This window comes from Leisingera sp. G5_S3_59_S7 (genome assembly GCF_054968485.1).
This window is the reverse complement of record NZ_JBQKUH010000017.1, coordinates 1-20,712: the sequence shown is the minus strand read 5'-3', so window position 1 is coordinate 20,712 and position 20,712 is coordinate 1. Positions and strand designations below refer to the sequence as shown.

At 65.5% G+C, this 20,712-nt stretch carries 19 protein-coding genes; 4 read left to right on the top strand and 15 right to left on the bottom strand.

From position 1 onward, the window contains the following. Window positions 1–6: 6 nt before the first annotated feature. From glmM to ACTRWG_RS09735, 9 genes are all read right to left on the bottom strand, one after another. Window positions 7–1,353 carry a phosphoglucosamine mutase gene (gene glmM, locus ACTRWG_RS09775; protein WP_462829261.1) on the bottom strand — a complete coding sequence of 449 codons (1,347 nt, stop codon included), beginning with the start codon at window positions 1,351–1,353 and terminating at the stop codon, window positions 7–9. A 26-nt stretch (window positions 1,354–1,379) separates the two neighbouring features. Then, complete coding sequence (gene folP, locus ACTRWG_RS09770; RefSeq protein WP_462829260.1) at window positions 1,380–2,375, bottom strand: dihydropteroate synthase; 996 nt, start codon at window positions 2,373–2,375, stop codon at window positions 1,380–1,382. Further along, window positions 2,372–3,292 (bottom strand): dihydroneopterin aldolase, encoded by a 921-nt coding sequence (locus tag ACTRWG_RS09765; RefSeq protein ID WP_027236793.1) that lies wholly within the window; start codon window positions 3,290–3,292, stop codon window positions 2,372–2,374. The genes folP and ACTRWG_RS09765 overlap by 4 nt, the downstream gene beginning before the upstream one ends. Before the next feature lie 129 nt (window positions 3,293–3,421). Then, complete coding sequence (locus tag ACTRWG_RS09760) at window positions 3,422–4,075, bottom strand: cell wall hydrolase (protein ID WP_027236792.1); 654 nt, start codon at window positions 4,073–4,075, stop codon at window positions 3,422–3,424. Window positions 4,076–4,245: 170 nt separating this feature from the next. Further along, entirely contained in the window at window positions 4,246–6,822 is a 2,577-nt protein-coding gene (locus ACTRWG_RS09755) for a putative PEP-binding protein (protein WP_027236791.1), read from the bottom strand. 179 nt (window positions 6,823–7,001) lie between these two features. Next, window positions 7,002–9,095, bottom strand: a complete 2,094-nt coding sequence (glyS, locus tag ACTRWG_RS09750) for a glycine--tRNA ligase subunit beta (protein ID WP_462829259.1) — start codon at window positions 9,093–9,095, stop codon at window positions 7,002–7,004. A gap of 10 nt (window positions 9,096–9,105) precedes the next feature. Continuing rightward, window positions 9,106–10,317 (bottom strand): sodium/glutamate symporter, encoded by a 1,212-nt coding sequence (gltS, locus tag ACTRWG_RS09745; RefSeq protein WP_260027999.1) that lies wholly within the window; start codon window positions 10,315–10,317, stop codon window positions 9,106–9,108. A gap of 11 nt (window positions 10,318–10,328) precedes the next feature. Then, window positions 10,329–10,850 carry a DUF6446 family protein gene (locus tag ACTRWG_RS09740; RefSeq protein WP_027236788.1) on the bottom strand — a complete coding sequence of 174 codons (522 nt, stop codon included), beginning with the start codon at window positions 10,848–10,850 and terminating at the stop codon, window positions 10,329–10,331. Between the two features lie 18 nt (window positions 10,851–10,868). Continuing rightward, complete coding sequence (locus tag ACTRWG_RS09735) at window positions 10,869–11,810, bottom strand: glycine--tRNA ligase subunit alpha (protein WP_462829258.1); 942 nt, start codon at window positions 11,808–11,810, stop codon at window positions 10,869–10,871. Between the two features lie 306 nt (window positions 11,811–12,116). Between ACTRWG_RS09735 and ACTRWG_RS09730 the strand changes: the two genes are divergently transcribed. Continuing rightward, entirely contained in the window at window positions 12,117–13,889 is a 1,773-nt protein-coding gene (locus ACTRWG_RS09730; RefSeq protein WP_027236786.1) for a trypsin-like peptidase domain-containing protein, read from the top strand. Between the two features lie 39 nt (window positions 13,890–13,928). Here ACTRWG_RS09730 and ACTRWG_RS09725 read toward each other — a convergent pair whose 3' ends face one another. The 5 genes from ACTRWG_RS09725 to ACTRWG_RS09705 form a co-directional block, all read right to left on the bottom strand. Further along, the gene (locus ACTRWG_RS09725; protein ID WP_281172284.1) at window positions 13,929–14,060 is read right to left on the bottom strand and encodes a hypothetical protein; all 132 of its coding nucleotides are present in this window, start codon (window positions 14,058–14,060) and stop codon (window positions 13,929–13,931) included. A 120-nt stretch (window positions 14,061–14,180) separates the two neighbouring features. Continuing rightward, window positions 14,181–14,822 (bottom strand): SDR family oxidoreductase, encoded by a 642-nt coding sequence (locus tag ACTRWG_RS09720; RefSeq protein WP_027236785.1) that lies wholly within the window; start codon window positions 14,820–14,822, stop codon window positions 14,181–14,183. Between the two features lie 13 nt (window positions 14,823–14,835). Further along, complete coding sequence (locus ACTRWG_RS09715; protein ID WP_027236784.1) at window positions 14,836–15,360, bottom strand: DUF1178 family protein; 525 nt, start codon at window positions 15,358–15,360, stop codon at window positions 14,836–14,838. Between the two features lie 67 nt (window positions 15,361–15,427). Beyond that, window positions 15,428–16,201, bottom strand: a complete 774-nt coding sequence (locus ACTRWG_RS09710) for an EcsC family protein (RefSeq protein ID WP_027236783.1) — start codon at window positions 16,199–16,201, stop codon at window positions 15,428–15,430. A gap of 48 nt (window positions 16,202–16,249) precedes the next feature. Continuing rightward, window positions 16,250–16,738, bottom strand: coding sequence for a GNAT family N-acetyltransferase (locus ACTRWG_RS09705; RefSeq protein ID WP_027236782.1), 489 nt, complete (start codon window positions 16,736–16,738; stop codon window positions 16,250–16,252). A 99-nt stretch (window positions 16,739–16,837) separates the two neighbouring features. Between ACTRWG_RS09705 and ACTRWG_RS09700 the strand changes: the two genes are divergently transcribed. Together ACTRWG_RS09700 and ACTRWG_RS09695 are read left to right on the top strand one after the other, a co-directional pair. Further along, window positions 16,838–17,443, top strand: coding sequence for a flavin reductase family protein (locus ACTRWG_RS09700; RefSeq protein ID WP_027236781.1), 606 nt, complete (start codon window positions 16,838–16,840; stop codon window positions 17,441–17,443). An 8-nt stretch (window positions 17,444–17,451) separates the two neighbouring features. Then, on the top strand, window positions 17,452–18,093 hold the full coding sequence (locus tag ACTRWG_RS09695; RefSeq protein ID WP_027236780.1) for a CatB-related O-acetyltransferase: 642 nt from the start codon (window positions 17,452–17,454) through the stop codon (window positions 18,091–18,093). Window positions 18,094–18,186: 93 nt separating this feature from the next. Here ACTRWG_RS09695 and ACTRWG_RS09690 read toward each other — a convergent pair whose 3' ends face one another. After that, window positions 18,187–19,797 (bottom strand): SulP family inorganic anion transporter, encoded by a 1,611-nt coding sequence (locus ACTRWG_RS09690; protein WP_462829257.1) that lies wholly within the window; start codon window positions 19,795–19,797, stop codon window positions 18,187–18,189. Between the two features lie 170 nt (window positions 19,798–19,967). Between ACTRWG_RS09690 and ACTRWG_RS09685 the strand changes: the two genes are divergently transcribed. Further along, window positions 19,968–20,522: an invasion associated locus B family protein gene (locus ACTRWG_RS09685; RefSeq protein WP_027236778.1), complete on the top strand. Its 555-nt coding sequence runs from the start codon at window positions 19,968–19,970 to the stop codon at window positions 20,520–20,522. The last annotated feature ends 190 nt before the right edge of the window (window positions 20,523–20,712 follow it).

Below are 20,712 nucleotides of genomic sequence, written 5' to 3'. Positions count from 1 at the left end.
GCCGGATCACTCCGCCACAGCCGCCTCGACCGCGGCAACAACGCTGTCGACCGCCAGCGTCATCAGCTCTGCGTCCTCGCTCTCGGCCATCACCCGCACCAGCGGCTCTGTGCCGGATTTGCGGATCAGCAGCCGCCCCTGGCCGTCCAGCATCTTCTCCGCCGCGGCAATCGCGTCCTGCACGTGCTCATCTTCCAGCGGCGCCTGGCCCGCCTGGAACCGCACGTTGCGCAGCCGCTGCGGCACAGTCTCGAACTGATGCGCCAGCTCTGAGGCTTTTTTGCCGGTCTGAACCATTTCAGCCAGGAAGTGCAGCCCCGCCATCAGCCCGTCGCCGGTGGTGGCAAAATCGCTCATCACGATATGGCCCGACTGCTCACCGCCAAGGTTAAAGCCGCCCTCGCGCATCCGCTCCACCACATAGCGGTCGCCCACGGCAGTGCGCTCCAGGCCCAGCCCCTTCCCGTTCAAATAGCGTTCAAGGCCCAGGTTCGACATCACAGTCGCCACCAGCGCGCCGCCCGCCAGCTGGTCCTGTTCGGCCCAGCGGGTCGCCAGCAGCGCCATCAGCTGGTCGCCATCGGCCACAGTTCCGGTCTCGTCGATCACGATCACCCGGTCCGCATCGCCGTCCAGGCAGATGCCCGCATGGGCACCATGCGCCACAACTGCTTCGGCGGCTGTCTGCGGATGCGTCGACCCGCAACCGCGGTTGATGTTCAGCCCGTCAGGCGCCACCCCCACCGGGATTACCTCAGCGCCAAGCTCCCAAAGGACTTCCGGCGCCGTCCGGTGCGCCGCGCCATTGGCACAGTCAATCACCACCTTCAGACCGTTAAGGCCCAGGTTGCGCGGCAACGAGCTTTTGACCCGCTCGCCATAGCGAAAGCGGGCGTCATCGATCCGCTTGGCCCGGCCGATGTTGGCTGCCTGCGCCGGCTCGACGCCCGCCTCAATCAGCGCCTCGATCTCTATCTCCGCACCGTCCGAGAGCTTGAAGCCATCGGGGCCGAAGAACTTTATCCCATTGTCCTCGGAGGGGTTGTGGCTGGCCGAAATCATCACCCCCAGATCGGCCCGCATCGACCGCGTCATCAATCCGACCGCAGGCGTCGGCACCGGCCCCAGCAGCAGCACGTTCATGCCGGTAGAGGACAGCCCCGCCGTCAGCGCGTTTTCAAACATATAGCCGGACAGCCGGGTATCCTTGCCGATCACCACCCGGTGCACCCCGGTGCCATCGCGCCGGAAATAGCGCCCGACAGCGGCGCCGATGCGCAGCGCCATTTCGGCGGTCATGGGATGAATATTGGCGGTTCCGCGCACGCCATCGGTGCCAAAGAGATTTCGCATCAAAATTTTCCTGCCCAAATAGGGCCTTAGCGGACGGCCTGCCAAAGGCGCAGCGCCTGAACCGTACCGGCCACGTCATGCACCCGCAAAAATTGCACGCCTTGCGCCAGGGCTGCAAGCCCCACGGCAATCGAGCCCGGCGCGCGGGCTTCGGCACGCGGCTCCCCGCCGATCCTGCCGATAAAGCCCTTGCGGGAAACGCCCAGCAAGATCGGGCAGCCAAGCCCGTGAAACAGGCTGAGATTGCGCAGAAGCGTCAGGTTGTGCTCCTGCGTCTTGCCAAAGCCGATGCCGGGATCGATCACGATCTGCTCGCGGATTACACCGGTCGCTTCCAGCCGGTCGATCTGCTGCTCCAGGAAGTCATACACATCCAGCAGCACGTTGCCGTATTGCGGGTCTTGCTGCATGGTGGCGGGATCGCCCTGGGCATGCATGATACAGACCGGCACGCTGGCCTGCGCCGCCAGCGGGGCCAGCGCGGGATCGAAGGTGAACCCGGAGACATCATTCAGCAGGTCCGCCCCCGCCTCCAGCGCTTCCAGCCCGACCGTGGCCTTGCGGGTGTCGATGGAGATGGGAACAGAGCTTTCAGCCCGGATCGCCGCAATCACCGGTGCAGTGCGGGCAATCTCGTCGGCCTCGGCCACTTCCTCAGCGCCTGGCCGGGTGGACTCGCCGCCCACATCAATGATCGTGGCGCCGTCGGCCACCATCTGCAACGCTGCTGCCTTGCCGGCCTCAACGCCTGTATGTTTGCCGCCGTCAGAAAAGCTGTCAGGGGTTACATTCAGAATGCCCATGATCTGCGGCTGGGTCATGTCCAGCCCGGCAATCGACGCACGCCGCGCGCTCAGCCGACGGCGTTGCAGCTCGGGCATCAGTCCGGCCGGCGCGATCCGCGGCGGCGCGTCGCGGCTCAGGATCTCAACCTCGGTGAACCACAGGGCGGAGCCTGCAAGCGGAACAGCGCCCTCGGGGCGCGCCTCGCCATGTCGAACCAACGGCCGGTAATATATCACAGTTGTGCTTGCTCCACGCTGACGGCCCGCAAGGGGACACCGGGATTATCAGGCAAATCCCCGCCAAGCACAATCATTTCACCTGCCTCGAAGGTCGCCGCAAACCAGGCCGCCAGCGCCACCGAGTTCGAGGGCGGCGCCGAAGGCCCGTCCACCGCGTCCAGCACAATCTTGGAGGGGGCCCAGACGCAGATCTGGCCGTTTTTCATCGCCCAGTCCAGCTCGGTCCGGGTCGAGACCACCACGCAGCGGTCGTCCTTGGCCGCCAGCCGCCAGGCGTTCTGCTCAATCGCCAGCAGGTCGATGCGCCGCTGGGTCCACTTGTGGCCGGTCGTGGGCACCTGCAGCGGATGGGTGCCGACGCACAGGATCAGAGGCCGCTTGCGGCATTCCATCTGATCAATCCAGCCGGTCAGGTTTCCGCTGTCGATGGCATCGTTGGACAGGTACATCAGCCGCGGGTGCGGGCGCTCTTCCTCATCCACCAGATGGCTGATCTGATCCTTGGAGCGCACCACCTCGACGCCCAGCGCGCCGGGGCCGCGGTCCAGTTTTTCAATCCGCACAAAGGCGCGCACGGCCTGATGCTCCAGGAGGATCCGCTCGGCCACGCGTTCGGCGAGGGTTTCCAGCAGGTTCAGCCGTTCGGCCGCCAGCTCATGCGCAATCGCCTCCGTCACCTTGTCATAAGACAGGATCCGGTCGACATCGTCATCCAGATCCTTGGGCAGCGGCGCCACTTCCACCACCACGTTGAAACAGATCCGCTGGGTGGTGCCGCGCTCTGCCTGAAAGGCTCCGATCTCCACCTCAACGGTATGGTCGCGCAGCGAAATACGGTCCAGCGGACCCGGTGCGGCAGTCGCCATGGATCGCTCGGAGGGATGCGCAAAGGCAAGGCGGATTTCAGAGGGCATGGAAGATCGGGCCTTTGGCTGGCTGTGTCGGGTGTGGGTCCCAACAATAGTCTTTCGGCGCCTTCATAACAGTCCCGCAAACGCCACGCCAGTAGCTGAAAGCGGCACGGATATGCCGCCTTCAGGCGCTCAATTGCTCAGCGCGGTCCGGTAGCGATCGTCGCGGTAGAACACATGCACGCCAATGCGCGTGGTGTTTGTGAACACCCGGCTCCAGCGCGGCCGCACCGCAGTGGTGTGATAGTAGGTCGCGCCATCGGTGAGCTCAGTCTTGAGCCCGTCCAGCGCCGCCCGCGCCACCTTGGCCACCCGCTGATAGGCCCGCTTCTCGTTGATCACTTCCTTGTAGCCGTCGCAGGTGTAGGTGAACTGGCACTGGTACTTGCGCCCGGTGCCCTGATTGATCACACCGCACAGCGTGTTCGGGAACTGGGCGCTTTTCACCCGGTTCAGGATCACCTCCGCCACAGCGAACTGGCCCTTGACGGTTTCGCCCCGGGCCTCGAAGTAAAGCGCTTCCGCCAGGCAGGCAAACTGCTCGCCGCCCGTGGCCTTGGGGCGGGAGTCCAGCCACGCCTTGCTGTATTCAACTTTGGTCTGGGGCTTGCGGCTTTTGAATGGACTCGAGCGGAATCCGAAAAGTCCGCTGAATTTCCGCTCAGGCACCGCGTTCAGACTGGCCTGTTCGCGTTCGATCAGTGAGTCCAGGCCGGTTTCGGCAGCAACACTTTTACCCATCGTGATGGTGGCAGCCATCACGGCAATCATAGTCAACAATTTCATTCAGGGTTCCCCCGTCCTTGCAGCTTGTGCCCGGTTTCCCCAGCACATGCGGTCGCATCCCTTAATGGAAATGGCCCGAAACGTCCAGCTTTCGGAGGGCTGCCGCACGACTAGGAGAACACACGAGCCGCCGGTCTCGCGCCGGCTGCTGCTGAATGCTCCGATTTTTCTTAATATTTTGTGTAGGTTGGCGCGACCTGGCCGGTTTGGCTGGAAATCGCCAATTGGGCTGCGGCCAACCGCGCAACCGGCACGCGAAAGGGCGAGCAGGAAACATAATCAAAGCCCGCGTCCCGGCAAAAGGCAATCGATTCGGGGTTGCCGCCGTGCTCACCGCAGATCGACAGGGTGATGTCCCCGTTCTCCGCCCGGCCGCGTTGCACCCCCAGTTTCAGCAGCTCGCCAACGCCATCGGTGTCCAGCACGTGGAACGGATCTTCCGGAAAAACGCCCTGATTCACATAATCAGACATGAACCGCCCCGCATCGTCACGCGACAGTCCATAAGTCATCTGGGTCAGGTCGTTGGTCCCGAAGCTCAGGAACGCCGTGTGCGGCGAAATCTCCCCCGCCCGCAGCGCCGCGCGCGGCGTTTCCACCATCACCCCCAGCCGGTAAGTGAAATCCTCGCCCCGCTCCGACTTCACCGCCGCGGCCACCGCGTCAATGCGGGCCTTGACCAGCTCCACCTCGCGCTTGGCCGAAACCAGCGGAATCATGATCTCCGGCACCACCGGGTCGCCCCATTTGGAGGCCTCCAGCGTGGCCTCGAATATGGCCCGCGCCTGCATGTCGTAGATTTCCGGCACGGTGACCCCCAGCCGCACGCCGCGCAGGCCCAGCATCGGGTTGTATTCGCCCATCTCCTCGACCCGGCGCGTCACATCGCTGACAGGGATGCCCAGGGCCTCGGACAGCTCGCGCTGGCCGGTTTTGGTGGCGGGCAGGAATTCGTGCAACGGCGGGTCGAACAGCCGGATGCAGACTGGCATCCCCTCCATGATACGGAACAGTTCGCGAAAGTCGTCGCGCTGCATCGGCAGCAGGCGTTCCAGCACCGCGGCACGGCCCGAGGACGTCTCGGCAAAGATCATTTCCCGCATCACTGTCAGGCGGCCAGGGTCAAAGAACATATGCTCAGTGCGGCACAGCCCGATACCCTGAGCGTTGAATTTCCGCGCAGTTTCAGCGTCTTCTGGCGTATCCGCATTGGCCCGGATGCCGATGTCGCGGGCGTCGTCGGCCCAGGTCAGAAGGGTCTGCAGCGCGCCGTCCTGCGCCGCTTCCAGCATTTCCGGCTGACCCGCCAGCACCTGGCCGCTGCTGCCGTCGATCGTGATGAGGTCGCCGGCCTTGAACACCCGGCCATCCGCCGCCTGCAGCATCTTGCGCTTGGTGTGAAACTTCAGGTTGGACGCGCCGACAATACAGGGCAGCCCCAGCCCGCGGCCGATCACCGCCGCATGGCTGGTCATGCCGCCCTTTTCGGTCAGCACCCCGGCGGCGGCGTGCATACCTCGCACATCCTCCGGTGAGGTTTCCCGCCGCACCAGAATGCAAGGCTCGCCGCGGGCGGCACTGGCCTGCGCACCGGCGGCTGTGAAGACCAGCTTGCCAGTGGCGGCGCCGGGGCTGGCGGCAATGCCGCGGCCGATCATGTCGCGCTTGGCATCCGGCGCCACCTGGCGGTGCAGCAGCTCATTCAGAATATGCGCATCGACCCGCATCAGCGCCTCTTCCTGCGGGATGATGCCATCCTCTGCCAGCGCAACCGCGATCCGCACCGCTGCCTGAGCCGTGCGCGCCACCCGCACCCCGTCCAGGATATGCACCCGGCCGTTGTCGACGACGAATTCCAGCTGCATCTCCTCGCGCAGCTTGCGGCGCATCAGCGCGGCATGGGCCTGCAGATCCGCAAAGGCCTCCGGCGCCAGCTCCTCCAGCGACAGCCCGCGCGCATCCTTGGCCAGGTACAGCGCCCCGGCCCCCGCCCCCAGCGCGTCGCGCCCCTGGCTTTGGCTCAGATAGCGCCCGGTCAGCTGCGGCTGGCCCGTGGTGGTGTTCACCAGCTGCAACACGCCGGAGCCGCATTCGCCCTGGCCCACACCGGGGATCATCTCCTGCACCACCAGACCCAGCCCCGCATCGGCCGGCGCGCCCTTGGCCTGGCGCAACAGCCGCGCCGAAGTGCCTTCCCACGCCCGCGCCATCGAGCGCAGCACCGCCGCGAGCTGCTCGCCCGGATCCTGCGGGAACGGCTCATCGGTTTCCGCCTCATAGGCGTGCAGGATCTCGCTCAGCGCATCCGGGCCGCCGTCCTCGACATCGTCGAACACATCCGGATCCAGCCGCGCCACATGCACCGCGTAGGACTGCACGAACCGCAGATACAGCGCCGCCGCCGCTTCCCGGCCCAGGGTGTCGCACAGATCGACATAGCGGGCATCGTTCATGCCGATGTTCAGGATCGCTCCGGGACCGCCCCAGTCCGGGTCTTCGGAGGACGGGCGCACGCACAGCAACGCCTCCGAGTCGAACTCGTTCAGCACCGCCGACAGATCCGGCAACTGCCCTTCGGCAATGGCATGCACCGCATCAAAGGACAACGCCACCGTGCGCGGCACCGGCAGATCGAGCCGCACCAGCCGCTGCAGGCATTTCGCCCGCCCGCCATGGGTGGCGGTGGCAATCGGTGCGGTGGCGGTGATGAGGCAAGCCGGCGGGGTCTGTTCGAAATCTTTCTGCACTGCAGCGTGTCTCCTTTGCCTGTCACCATAAGGGGAAGACGCGGTGGCGCAAGAGCCTTGTACCGGCCTGCCGGAAGCTGAAAGCGGTTCAGAAATGAAAAACCGGCCTTCCCTTGCGGAAAGGCCGGTCCCTGCGGGGCGAGTATTTTTTGGAAAGATGAAAGCGCGGCCGCGCCCTCTCAGCCCTCGACCTTGGTGAGGTCGGCCACCTGGCCGCAGACCTGGCGGATCTGGCTCAGGAGGTTGAGGCGGTTGCGGCGCAGCACCTCGTTCTCCGCGTTCACCTGCACCGCTTCAAAGAACGCATCGACCGGCGCGCGCAGGGCGGCCATGCCCCGCATGGCCGCCGCGAAATCTTCGGCCTCGATGGCCGGAGAGATCGCCGCCCCGCCTGCCTCCAGCGCATCGAACAGCGCCTTTTCGGTTTCGTCCTCGGCAAACTTGCGGTCGGCGCCGAACGAGTATTCCACGCCGTCTTTTTCCTCCGCCTGGGACAGGATGTTGTTGGCGCGCTTGAAACCCTGCAGCAGGTTCTCGCCATTCTCGGTCTTCAGGAAGTCCTCCAAGGCGCGCGCGCGTTTCACCAAGAGGGTCAGGTCGTCGTTGCCCCCCATCGCGATGCAGGCGTCGATCACGTCATGGCGGATGCCCTGATCACGCAGGAACACCTTGAGGCGGTCGTGGAAGAAGGAGAGGAGATCGTCAGAAGTTTCCTCGTAGTCTCCCGCCACAGGTGCCGGAGTGCGTTCAAGGTGCGTCCAGAACACTTTCCGGACCCCCACGCGCAAATCATTCTCCAGCACCAGCCGGATCACGCCCAGCGCGGCGCGGCGCAGGGCAAAGGGGTCTTTCGATCCGGTGGGCTTTTCGTCGATGGCCCAGAAGCCGGTCAGCGTGTCCAGCTTGTCAGCCAGCGCCACCGCGACCGAGACAGGCTCCGACGGCACATCATCGGACGGCCCCAGCGGCGAATAATGCTGCTCGCAGGCGTTGGCGACTTCCTGCGGCAGGCCCGCGGCCTCGGCGTAGTAGCGGCCCATCAGGCCCTGCAGTTCCGGGAATTCATAGACCATTTCCGACGACAGGTCGGCCTTCGCCACGCGCGCTGCCTGCTCTGCCAGACCGGCATCAGCACCAACAACCGGCGCGATCTCGCGGGCCAGCGCGGCAATCCGGTCGATGCGCGCGGCCTGGGTGCCCAGCTTGTTGTGGAAGGTCACGTTCCCGAGGTTATCTACCCAGGCGCTCATGCCCGCCTCGGACTTGGCCGTGCGCAGATCGTTCTCCCAGAAGAACTTGGCATCGGCCAGACGCGCCGACAGGACCTTTTGATTGCCCGCCAGAATGGTGGCGCCATTGTCCGCGGTCTCGCGATTGGCGACGGTGATGAACCTCTCGATCCGGCCGGTCTTGGGGTTCTTCACCGAGAAGAACTTCTGATGCTCCTTCATCGAGGTTTGCAGCACCTCCGGCGGCAGTTCCAGGAACTCCTGGTCAATCGCGCCCATCAGCACCACCGGCCATTCGACCAAGCCTGCGACCTCGGCCAGCAGGCCCTTGTCCTCAACCACGTCCAGGCCGCTGGCAAATGCCTGATTGGTGGCCTCCTGCCAGATCGCCTCGGCCCGTTCGCGGGCGTCCAGAACCACATGCGCGCGCTTCAGCTTGGCGGCGTAGTCGTCAAAGCCGCTGACGGTGATCTCATCCGGCGCCATGAAGCGGTGGCCGCGGGTGGTGTTGCCCGCCTTGATGCCGTCGATATTCAGATCGACCACGGAGGCGCCGTTTTCATCCGACAGGATGCACAGGATCGAATGCAGCGGCCGCACCCAGCGCAAGGCGCCTGCGCCCCAGCGCATCGACTTGGGCCAGGGGAAGTTACGGGTGGTGTCTTCCAGCACTTCGGCAATGATCTCCGCCGCCGGGCGGCCCGGTTTTTCGATCAGCGCGAAATAGACCGCGCCTTTGGGGGTTTCGCGCTCTTCCAGCTGGTCGCGGGTCAGGCCCGCACCGCGCAGAAAGCCCTCGATGGCCTTGTCCGGCGCGCCGACCTTGGGGCCTTTGCGCTCTTCCCGGACGGTCGGGCTTTCCGCCAGCAGGCCGTCCACCGCCAGGGTCAGGCGGCGCGGCGTCGACAGCGCCGCGGCCCCGGCATAGGTGAGACCCGCCTCGACCAGGCCATCGGTCACGCGCTTCTTCAGATCCTCGGCGGCACGCGTCTGCATGCGAGCCGGGATTTCCTCGGAAAAGAGTTCAATGAGCAGGTCGGGCATCTGGATGTCCTCAGAAGTTCACAATCGCCTGGATGACGATCGCATTGGCGATATCAACAAAGAAGGCGGATACAAGGGGGAGCACGACGAAGGCAATAGGCGACGGCCCATACCGTTTCGTGACAGCGGTCATATTTGCGATGGCGGTCGGGGTGGCCCCCAGCGCGAAGCCGCCAAAGCCGGCAGCCAGCACCGCGGCGCGGTAGTTGCTTCCCATGACCGGGAACAGAACCCAGATCACGAAAGCCACCGTCAGCAAGGCCTGGAGGGCCATGATCACGGCAATCACAGGCCCCATTTCGGCAATCGTCCAGAGCTGCAGGCTCATCAGGGACATTGCCAGAAACGCGCCCAAGGCAAACTCCGACACCAGCGCCAGCGAGGGCGTGCGCGAGACCGGTGCCGCAGCTGGCGCCAAGGCGCTGCGTAGGTTCGCAATCACGATGCCCATGATCAGGCACGGCACGAACAGCGGCAGCTTCAATCCGGCAGCGGCAATCGCCCCGTGCAGAAAAAAGCCCGAGATGATGGCCAGGTTCAGATACAGCAGAACCCGCATCACGGTCAGATGGTCAATCCGGGAGACTGCCGGCGCGCCCTCCTCGGGCAGCCCGACCGTGTGCTGCTCGTCAGGGCGGGCGGGGGCAAGGCTGCGGCCCTCGACCAGCAGACGCGCAACCGGGCCGCCGACCAGGGCGGCCAGAACCAGTCCCAGGGTAGCAACCGCCACGCCAAGCTCGGTTGCCCCCTCAATCCCGGCGGCATGCGCAACTTCCGGAGCCCAGGCAATGGCGGTGCCATGTCCGCCGATCAGCGCCGCAGAGCCAAACAGGACCCCTGTCTGCAACGGGTAGCCGAACAGCACCGCCCCGGCGGCACCGATCACATTCTGGGCAACGATGGTCACCAGTGTCAGGACAAGCAACAGCAGCAGCGGCCGCCCGCCTGCGATCAGGTCCGAAAGCCGCGCATTGAGGCCGATGCAGGCGAAAAACAAAACCAGCAGAAAGTCGCGCGGCGCCAGGTCAAAGGACAGCTCGAGGCTGAACATCAGGTAAAGGCCCAGAACCGCCAGCGACCCCAGCAACCCGCCCGTCACCGGTTCGGGAATGTTGAAGCGCCGCAGCACATCAACGCGCGCGTTGATCTCCGCCCCCAGCAGATAGATGGCAAATCCCAGCGTAAGCGTGAGAAAGCCGGGTATCTGATAGGTTTCACCCACAGGAACCCCTGTCAGTTCTCTGGCCGGGGCGGGCACTCCTCGCCCACAACGGTGCCGTCATAGGCTTTCTGGCCGCAGTCGTTCAGCTCATGCCAGGCATAGCCGCGGCCCGCATCGGTGACGGCGACAATCCGGTCGACGCCATAGGAAATGTTCTTGACCGAAAGGAAGGACTTGGCCGAACCATCGGCCAGCTTGGCGCCGATGGCCGCCGCATCGAAGCAGTCAAACCACTCCGGCGCATTGCGCGGCTCAATCTTGTCCGACAGGGTAAAGACCTGGGCCAGCTCGTCCGGCGTCATCTTGGTGTTGAAACAGGCCCGGTAACGGATGGGGGAGCTGCCGGCGTCAATCGCCTCGAAATCCGCATAGGCAATCGGTTGCCCCTCGCCGCCATCCAGCGGCACCAGCACCACGTCGCGTCCCGGCTGCAGCGCGACCTCATCATAGAAGCCATAGACCTGCAGGTAATACATCGCCCCCCCGGCGGCGAGCGCGAAGACGATCAGGATCAGCGCAAGGAGTTTCCCCATGACGTATCAGTCCCCTGCTCAGGCCGCGGTCTCAGCCGTATGCCCGCCGGCCTCTGTCAGCACGAAGGCGTCGGCGCATTGCTTGGCCAGCGCCCGGACGCGGCCGATGTAAGCCTGTCGTTCCGTGACCGAGATCACCCCGCGGGCGTCCAGCAGGTTAAAGATGTGCGAGGCCTTGATGCACTGATCATAGGCCGGATGCGCCATGATGATGCGCTTGCCGGTCTTGGGGTCGATATGCTCCTGCGACAGGATCGCGGCGCATTCGGCCTCGGCCTCCTCGAAATGGCGCAGCAGCACTTCGGTGCTGGCCACGTCGAAATTCCAGCGGGCGTATTCTTCCTCGGTCTGCTTGAACACATCGCCATAGGTCAGCGGGATCATCGCGTCCGGATCGTTGAAGGGCATGTCCATCACGTGATCGACACCCAGCACATACATCGCCAAACGCTCCAGGCCATAGGTCAGTTCGCCGGACACCGGGTGGCAATCATGGCCTCCGACCTGCTGGAAATAGGTGAACTGGCTGACTTCCATGCCGTCGCACCAGACTTCCCAGCCCAGCCCCCAGGCGCCCAGCGTCGGGCTCTCCCAGTCATCTTCGACAAAACGGATGTCATGCAGCGCCATGTCGATGCCGATCGCCTCCAGCGAACCCAGGTACTGCTCCTGCAGGTCCGGCGGGCTCGGCTTGATCAGCACCTGATACTGGTAGTAATGCTGCAGCCGGTTCGGGTTTTCGCCATAGCGCCCGTCGGTCGGGCGGCGCGAGGGCTGCACATAAGCCGCGGCCCAGGCCTTGGATCCCAGCGAGCGCAACGTGGTCGCCGGGTGGAAGGTTCCGGCGCCGACTTCCATGTCATAGGGCTGCATCACCGCGCAGCCCTTGGCGGCCCAGTAATTCTGAAGCCTCAGGATAATCTCTTGGAAGGAGCGCGGCGCGCCGTTGGTCTGGGTCATCTGTCATCCCTACTCGGGCTGCAATTGCGGTGATTGATCTCTCAAGGACCCCGGCCAGGGCACTTGAAAGAGCCTTTTAAAGGGCCATTGCCAGGGTCATATGCAAGGCTATGGGCAGGGTCAACGCCCTCTGGCCGCTTGCGTTGCCCCGTCTGGCCACAGTTTACGCTTCATCGGCTGCAAAAGTGCGGGAATGCGGCAACGGGCCGGGAATTCCCCCTGCGATGAGGAGTTCCCTTTGCCGCTGCAAAATGCTTAACCTCCGCGGCAAAGAATAAGCGTACTTCCGGGATACGAGGCCCACACATGAAAAAACTGTTTGCCGCTCTGGCGCTGCCGCTGATTGCGCTGGCCATTGCGTTCGCTGCGCCGGTTTCGGCGCAAAGCAGCCGGGATGCGGTCTGGATCCAGATTGCCGCCCGCCCCTCCCTGCGTGAAGCCGAAAGCGAGGCCCGCACCTATGCCGCACGCCTGCCCGATGTCTCGGGCTATGCGCTTGGCGGCGGCTGGTACGGCGTGGTTCTGGGCCCCTACGCCCGCGACGACGCCGAACGGGTGCTCCAGGTTTACCGCGCCGAGGGCCAGATCCCGCGCGACAGCTTCATCGCGTTCCGCCGCAACCTGCGCAGCCAGTTCTACCCGGTGGCGGCAGATGCCACCCCGCCGGCGGAACCGGAAGCAGCGCCCGCGCCTGCCGCCCCCGCTCAGGCAGAGCCGGAACCGCAGCAGCAGGCCGCCCTGCAGTCCACCCTGCCCGATGAAAGCCCCGCAGAGGCCCGGCGCAGCGAGCGCGCCCTGAGCCGCGAACAGCGGATGGAGCTGCAGGTGGCGCTGAAGGCGGCAGGCTTCTACAACTCCGGTATCGACGGCGCCTTCGGGCGCGGCACCCGCGCTTCTATGCGCGACTGGCAGGCAGCGCGCGGCTTTGAGCCGACCGGCGTGCTGACCACTGCCCAGCGCCAGGTGCTGCTGGACGAATACAACGCGCCGCTGATTTCCGTCGGCATGGCGCGGGTAGAGGATGCCAAGGCCGGTATCGCCCTGCAGATGCCCGCAGACGAGGTGGCGTTCGACCGCTATGAATCGCCCTTTGCCCATTACACCAGCAAAGGCGACCTGGGCGCGCAGGTGCTATTGATCAGCCAGCCCGGCGACAAACGCACCCTGTTCGGCCTCTACGACATCCTGCAGACGCTGGAAATCGTGCCGCTGGATGGCCCGCGCCAGCGCGGCAGCGACAGCTTCACCATTGAAGGCCGCAACGACCGGATCGTCTCCTTCACCCAGGCCAGCCTGAAGAACGGTGAAGTGAAGGGCTTCACGCTGATCTGGCCCACCGGTGACGAAGACCGCCGCACCCGGGTTCTGGCGGCGATGCAGGCCAGCTTCACCCGCCTCGGCAGCGTGCTGGACCCGGCAGCAGGCGGCGACGTGGTGCAGGACATCGACCTGGTCTCCGGCCTGGAGATCCGCAAACCGAAACTGTCGCGCTCGGGTTTCTTTGTGGACGGCAACGGCAGCGTGCTGACCACCTCGGACGTGGTGGTGGGTTGCACCCGGATCACCCTGGATCACGGCTATCAGGCGGAGGTTGCGGCCAATGACGCGGCCGGCGGCATCGCCATCCTGCGCCCGGCAGAGCCGCTGGCGCCCGCCGCGGTGGCTGAACTCAGCACCTCCTCCCCGCGGCTGCAGTCGGAGGTGGCGGTATCCGGCTTCTCCTACGAGGGTGTGCTGGGCGCACCGAGCCTCACCTGGGGCAAGATCGCCGATGTCAAAAGCCTCGATGGCAACACCGAAGTGGCGCGCCTCGATCTGGCGGCCCAGCCCGGCGATGTCGGCGGCCCGGTGATTGACAGCACTGGCGCGGTGCACGGCATGCTGCTGCCGCGGCAGCCCGATGGCAAGCAACTGCCGGAAGGCGTCAGCTTTGCGGTCAATGCCGAAGCCCTCCGCGGCGCGCTGAACGCTGCCGGGATGACCGCAGCGAGCAAGTCTCCCGCCGCCGGCAGCCTGCCCAGCGCGGCAATCGCCCGGCTCGCCTCCGGTATGACCGTTCTGGTCAGCTGCTGGGAGTAATCGACCGGCCCGGATACGGGTGCTGAAGTTCAGAACACATCAGCCGGCGCGCGCATCGCGCCGGCTTTTTTGCGGCCGGTGCCGCGCCTGATTGAGGATTTTGCGCTTGCGGCGCACGGAACAGCTCCCGCCCGGCTTCAGGCCTTGCCAGGCCCTCAGCCCGTTGGGCATGGCACCGCACCTCCGTGCGGCGCCGGGCCCAAGGCCGCCAAGGGGGCATCAGCCCCGCTGATGGCACCTGCGGGCGCGGGAGCCCGCCGCTGCCTGTCAGGCACAGGGCCGGTGCGGGTGTCAGTAGGGATGGATACGCCCGTCCCAGGTGTGGAAGCAGCCGGTTGTTTCCAGCGACAACACCTCGAACTCGTTGATCAGCCCGGCGACCGACTCCGCTACCGTGATATCGCCTTCATCGCCGCCCATGTCCGTGCGCACCCAGCCCGGGTGATAGATACCGACGGCAATCCCCTCGGGCTGCAGATCGGTGGCCAGGTTGCGGCCGATGTTGAGCGCCGCCGCCTTGGAGGCGCGGTAGGCATAGCTGCCGCCCGGCGCCCGCGCCTGGCTCGCCATCTGCGATGACAGGATGGCAATCTTCGGCTCCTCCGCCAGCCGCAGGTTGGGCAGCATCGCCTGCACCGTCAGGAACACACCGGTCACATTGGCCGCCAGCGTCTTGGCCCAGACTTCGGCCGAGTAATCCTCCAGCCCCATCGCCTTGTCGATATAAACCCCGGCATTGCACACCAGCAGGTCCACCGGCCGGTTCCGGATCTGGGCGGCAAATCGCGCTTGCTGGCCGGGATCGGAGACATCCAGCTTCACCCCCGAGGAATGATCCCGCGAGGTGCCGGTCACCTCATAGCCAGCCTCCCGCAGCTGCTTCACCAGTTCCTTGCCGATTCCGCGGCTGGTTCCCGTCACAACTGCATGCATGCTGCCCTGTCCCTCAATTCGATTTGCCCCCGGGACGGAACGGCAGCGGCATCACCGGCACGCCTTCCTCGATCAGTTCCCGCGCGTCTTCCAGTTTGGCCTCGCCGTGGATGGCCCGCTCCGGCGCCTCGCCCAGATGCATCGCCCGCGCCTCCCGGACAAAACTGTCACCGACGTAATCGGAGTTTTCCTCGACCTTCCGGCGCAGCTCCGCAATTGCCTTTTCGACCTCGCCTGACGGGCGGGTCAGCAAGCCAGGCCCGGCCTGCGCCGCTGCGGGCGCCCGGGCTGGCACCGGTGCAGAAGACGCGCCCGGGGCGGAGGGCACGGCAGCCTGCGGCTCGGACTCGCCAACAGCGGACACCGCCTTGCGCCCCGGGCGCACCCGCGGCGCCATGATCGCCTTTTCCACCTTGGTGCCGCCGCACACCGCACAGGACACCATGCCCGCCGCCGCCAGCTTGTCAAAAGCCGCCGCAGACTGAAACCAGCTGTCAAAGCTGTGGCCTTCTGCGCATTTAAGGCTGTATTGAATCATGCTTTCCCTCATAACAGGAAGAGGCGATTAAATCTGCCTTTCCAGCAAGTGCAAGTGCTTGATGCGCTTAATCCGCCGCACCTGGGCGTTGCAGCCGCTGCCGCAGCCGCGCCGCCAGCTCCTCCTGCGGCGTTCCGGCCTCCACCGCCAGCCGCCGCAGGCCGAAATGCACATGCGCCATCTCCCGGTAATAGCCAGAGAAGACATAATTTACCGCCGCGCCCGCGACCGCACCGGCAACCGGCACCGCCTGCGCCGCCAGCTTCTGCCCCAGCACCGCGCCCAGCTTGGGCGCCACCTGGGCAATCAGCTTGTGCACCCCGCCGGGCAAGCCCAGCCGCAATGAGACAAAGCCCAAATCGGCCCCGTCATCCTCCGCCAGCGGGCCTGCTGCGGCAAACACCTGAATGCAGTCGAAGGTCACGCTCTCGGCCTCGGGATCAAAGCCTTCGGCGGCAGCGGCGCTTTGGATGGTCCGCAGCAGAAAGGCGGTGGTTGCAGGAAGCTCCACCAGCGCGCCCGGCAGGCCCGCCGCTCCGCCTGCCGCGCCCATGGCGGCGCTCACCATTCGGTCGACACCGGGTTTCTGGTCGGGCACCAGCCGTCGCGACCGGGTGGCGCCCTTCATCGCCAGCTGCAGCGCGGTTTCCGTGGCGCCGGTCAGCCCGGCACGCACCGGGGCGGGCAGCCGCTCCAGCAGGCTCTCGCCGCTGCCGCCCAGCCGGTTCAGCAGCTCGACGCCGAACCCGCCAGCCGCGTGGTAACGTTCTGCCAGCGCGTCCAGCTCTGCCTCGACCTCTTGCGGGGTTATCTCCCGCGCGTTGCTCAGAATGTCCGCCACATCCGCCTCCTGTATCTGTGTAAGACATCGGCGGAACCAGGGGCGATTTCAACCCTGCCAGCGGGTTACCTGGCCCCGGATGCCGTCCCAGGCCGCGTCCTGCAGCGCCAGCCCCAGCACCCGGTCGGGGTTGGTGGGGGGCGGCATTTCCACCCCCTCCAGCCGGGTGAAGCCAAAGCGCCGGTAATAGGGCGCATCGCCCACCAGCATCACCCTGGCCCAGCCGCTTTCCTCTGCCTTGGCCAGGCTGTCGCGAATCAAAGACCCGCCCAGTCCCTCGCCCTGGCGCGTCGGATGCACCGCGACCGGCCCCAGAAGCAGCGCCGGGGCATCACCGATCAGCACCGGCCAGAACCGGATTGCAGCAGCCAGGATCCCGTCGCTGTCGCGCGCCACCTGGCTCAGGCCCGCCACCGGCGGCACCCCGTTGCGCAGCCGGTATGAGGACAGCGCCTCACGGCCCGGCGCAAAGCACAGATCGTAAAGCGCCTCGACCTCCCACCGGTCGTCCGCCTGTTCCGCTTGCAATTCGATCACGCTGCCCTGCCTCCGCCAATATCCCCTGCAGGCTGGCATTTGGCCTAACACGGGCGTAAGGCTTGGGCAAACACCTAAGCCACAGAACAGGAAGCCAGAATGTTCTACCGCCCCGAGGACGGCCACGGCCTGCCCCACAACCCGTTCAACGCCATTGTCACGCCGCGCCCCATCGGCTGGATCTCCTCCCGCTCCGCCGACGGGGTGAATAACCTGGCGCCGTATTCCTTCTTCAACGCAGTCGCCTATACGCCGCCGCAGGTGATGTTTGCCTCCACCAGCGCCAAGCCGGACCAGGACGGCACCAAGGACAGCGTCGCCAATATTGAGGCCACCGGCGTCTTTTGCGTCAACGTGGTCTCCTATGCGCTGCGCGACGCGATGAACGCCAGCTCCGGCGCGCTGCACAAGGACGAGGACGAGTTCGCCCATGCGGGCCTGACCGCCGTGGAGTGCGAAACCATCGCCTGCGCCCGCGTCGCCGAAGCCCCCGCGGCGCTGGAGTGCCGGCTCACCAAAATCGTGACCCTGCCGGGCGAGGCCAACAAGGTGGTGTTCGGCGAGGTGACCGGCGTGCACATGCGCGACGAGCACCTCAAGGACGGCGCCTTCGACGTCACCACCTTCCAGCCGCTGGCCCGCCTCGGCTACCGCGACTATTCGGTGGTGCGCGACCTGTTCCCGCTCACCCGTCCCGACGATTGAGGCCCGCAATGCCGCTGCCTGATCCCCGCAAACGCAATCCGATCATCCTGCCGGACGGCACGCCGCATGCAGGCACCGTGATGCTGAGCCGGGTGCTGGACCACCCCAACATCCAGGCCGGCGTTTACAGCTATGCCTCCGATTTCGATCCGCCGGAGAACTGGGCGCAGCATCTGGCGCCTTACCTGTTCCCCGGCGCCCGCGAGCGTCTGGTGATCGGCCGCTTCTGCCAGATCGCCCACGGTGCGCGCTTCATCACCGCCTCGGCCAACCATGCCCAGGAAGGCCTCAGCTGCTACCCGTTCCCGGTGTTCGACCCCGGCCAGATGGCCGGTTTCCAGCCCGACACCCGCGACACTGTCGTGGGCAACGACGTCTGGATCGGCTACGGCGCTCTGGTCCTGCCGGGCGCCCGCATCGGCGATGGCGCCATCATCGGCGCAGGTGCGGTGGTGCGCGGCACGGTGCCGTCCTACGCCATCGTCACCGGCAACCCCGGCACGGTGCAAAGCTTCCGCTTCTCCAAGCCGCAGATTGCCCGGCTGCTCGCGCTCAAATGGTGGGACTGGCCGGCTGAGCTGATCACCCGCGCCGAACCCGCGCTCTTGTCGGGCGACCTCGACATGCTGGAAACCCTCGCCCCCGACTAAGCCCCTGCTGGTTTGGCGAGCCAGAAGCCCCCTATCCAAACGAAAACCCGCGGCTCACCGGAACCGCGGGTTTCTCTTTCAATCTGTCCGGCGTCAGTGACCGCCCAGGATCCCGGTCTTGACCGAGTAATCCACCGCGATCTCGTACTCCGGGTCGTCATCGCTGTCGACCATCAGGTGGCCCGCCTTTGTCAGCAGCTGATGGCAATCGCGGCTCAGGTGGCGCAGCACCAGTTTCTTGCCCTCGGCCTCATACTTGCCGGCAATCGCCTCGATCGCCTGCAACGCCGACTGGTCCACCACCCGGCTGCGGGCAAAGTCGACAATCACACGGTCCGGGTCGCCCGCCACGTCAAACAGCTCAATGAACCCGTCGGTGGAGCCAAAGAACAGCGGCCCCTCGATCTCATAAACCTTGGCGCCCTTGTCGGTCGCCGACTCGCGGGTATAGGCGTGAATGCGGCGCGCGTTGTTCCAGGCATAGGCCAGCGCCGAAACGATCACGCCCACAACCACCGCAATCGCCAGGTCGGTCATCACCGTCACCACGGTCACCAGCACGATCACAAAGGCATCCATCGGCGGCACCTTTGTCATGATCTTGAGGCTGTTCCAGGCGAAGGTGCCGATCACCACCATGAACATCACCCCCACAAGAGCGGCCAGCGGGATCTGCTCGATCAGCGGCGAGGCCACGACGATGAAGGCCAGCAGGAACAGCGCCGCGGCAATGCCCGCAATCCGCGTCCGCCCGCCCGATTTCACGTTGATCATCGACTGGCCGATCATCGCACAGCCGCCCATGCCGCCAAAGAAGCCGGTCACCACGTTCGAGGCACCTTGCGCAATGCACTCCTGGCTGGCACCGCCGCGCTTGCCGGTGATCTCGCCCACCAGGTTCAGGGTCAAAAGGCTCTCGATCAGGCCGATGGCCGCCAGGATCACGGCATAGGGCAGGATGATCTCAAAGGTTTCCCAGTTCAGCGGCACCATCGGGATGTGGAAGGCCGGCAGCCCGCCCTCGATCGAGGCCATGTCACCCACCCGCGGCACATCCAGCCCCATGGCGATCACCAGCACCGCCACGATGCCGATCCCCGCCAGCGGCGCCGGGATGATGTTGGTGATCTTGGGCATGCCCCAGATGATCACCATGGTCAGCGCCACCAGCCCCAGCATCAAGAGCATCGAACCGCCCTGCAGCCACTCCGCCCCGCCGGAGGCCGGATCCTTGAACTGGGTCAGCTGCGCCAGGAAGATCACGATGGCGAGGCCGTTCACGAACCCCAGCATCACCGGATGCGGCACCAGGCGGATGAACTTACCCCAATGCATGACACCCGCGATGATCTGCAGGATCCCCATCAGCACCACAGTGGCAAACAGGTATTCCACCCCATGATCCGCCACCAGCGCCACCATCACCACCGCCAGCGCACCGGTCGCACCAGAGATCATCCCGGGCCGGCCGCCGAACACCGCGGTGATCAGCCCCACCATAAAGGCCGCATACAGCCCGACCAGCGGATGCACGCCCGCGACGAATGCAAAGGCCACCGCCTCCGGCACCAGCGCCAGCGCCACGGTAAGGCCGGACAGCAATTCGGTGCGCACGCGGGCCACGGTAAAGCCCTCGTCCTGCATAATGGAAAGGTTGGGCGGGGATATCTGCTTGGCCAGCAAAGCCATCGCTGCGCGTCTCATTGGGTGTACCTGTGCTCGGGAGGAGGAGTGTTCGCTGCCCGCCCCTAGCGGAAATACGCCAATGGGGCAAGGGTGCGGCGCCAAGGGGTCATGCATCGCGCGAACGTGAATTGCGCCAATGGCCCCCCATACACAGGTTCAACCGCAGTAAGTTCCTTGGGGGAATGGAGATGCGGATCCTGCTTGCCTGCCTTGCCTTCGCCGCCGCACCCGCCTTTGCGCAGGACCGGACCGGAAACGACACCGCCAGCGACTGGCGGGTCAAACACTATGAGAGCTTCGGCATCTGGACCTCCGTCTGCGACGAGCGCGAGGAAACCGGCACGCTTATGCAGCGCTGTTACATACGCTGGGTGGATGTGTTCTCACCACGCCCCAGGTTCGCCGGCCAGTTCCTGTTCCTCACCCCTGATGCGGACGGCTGGAAAGTGGAATTCGGGATCGAGCCCGGAACCCTGTTCAGCCCCGCGGGCTTCCGTATCGAACAGGAGGGAGAGGTCACCTGGCGCAGCCTGCACCCCGGCTGCCTCACCGGCCTGAGCTGCAGCTTCACCGGCGCAGGCGCAGATGAGCTGATTGCGCGGATGCTAGACGGTGGCGCGTTCCGCTTCACCTTCCGCGACCGGCACGGGCAGTCGCAGGACCTCACCTGGCCGCTCGATGGGTTTGACGCAGCCTTTGCCAACTTCCGGGCCGCCGCCATAGCCCGCAGCCTTGTGAAATAGCCCCCGGAGATGGGCGGCATTGCAGCCGGTTCAACAACCCGGCACTCGCCAGCCTCGTGGCGGGTGGCCTGCTGGCTGTGAACCAGCATGCAATTTTGGCCCCGTTGAGGGGTGATCGGCATCCAAAAATGGCTCTGAAGCAGATTTGGTGCAGCCCAACCTGCTAAGCGCTATATATTGGCAGGTTTTG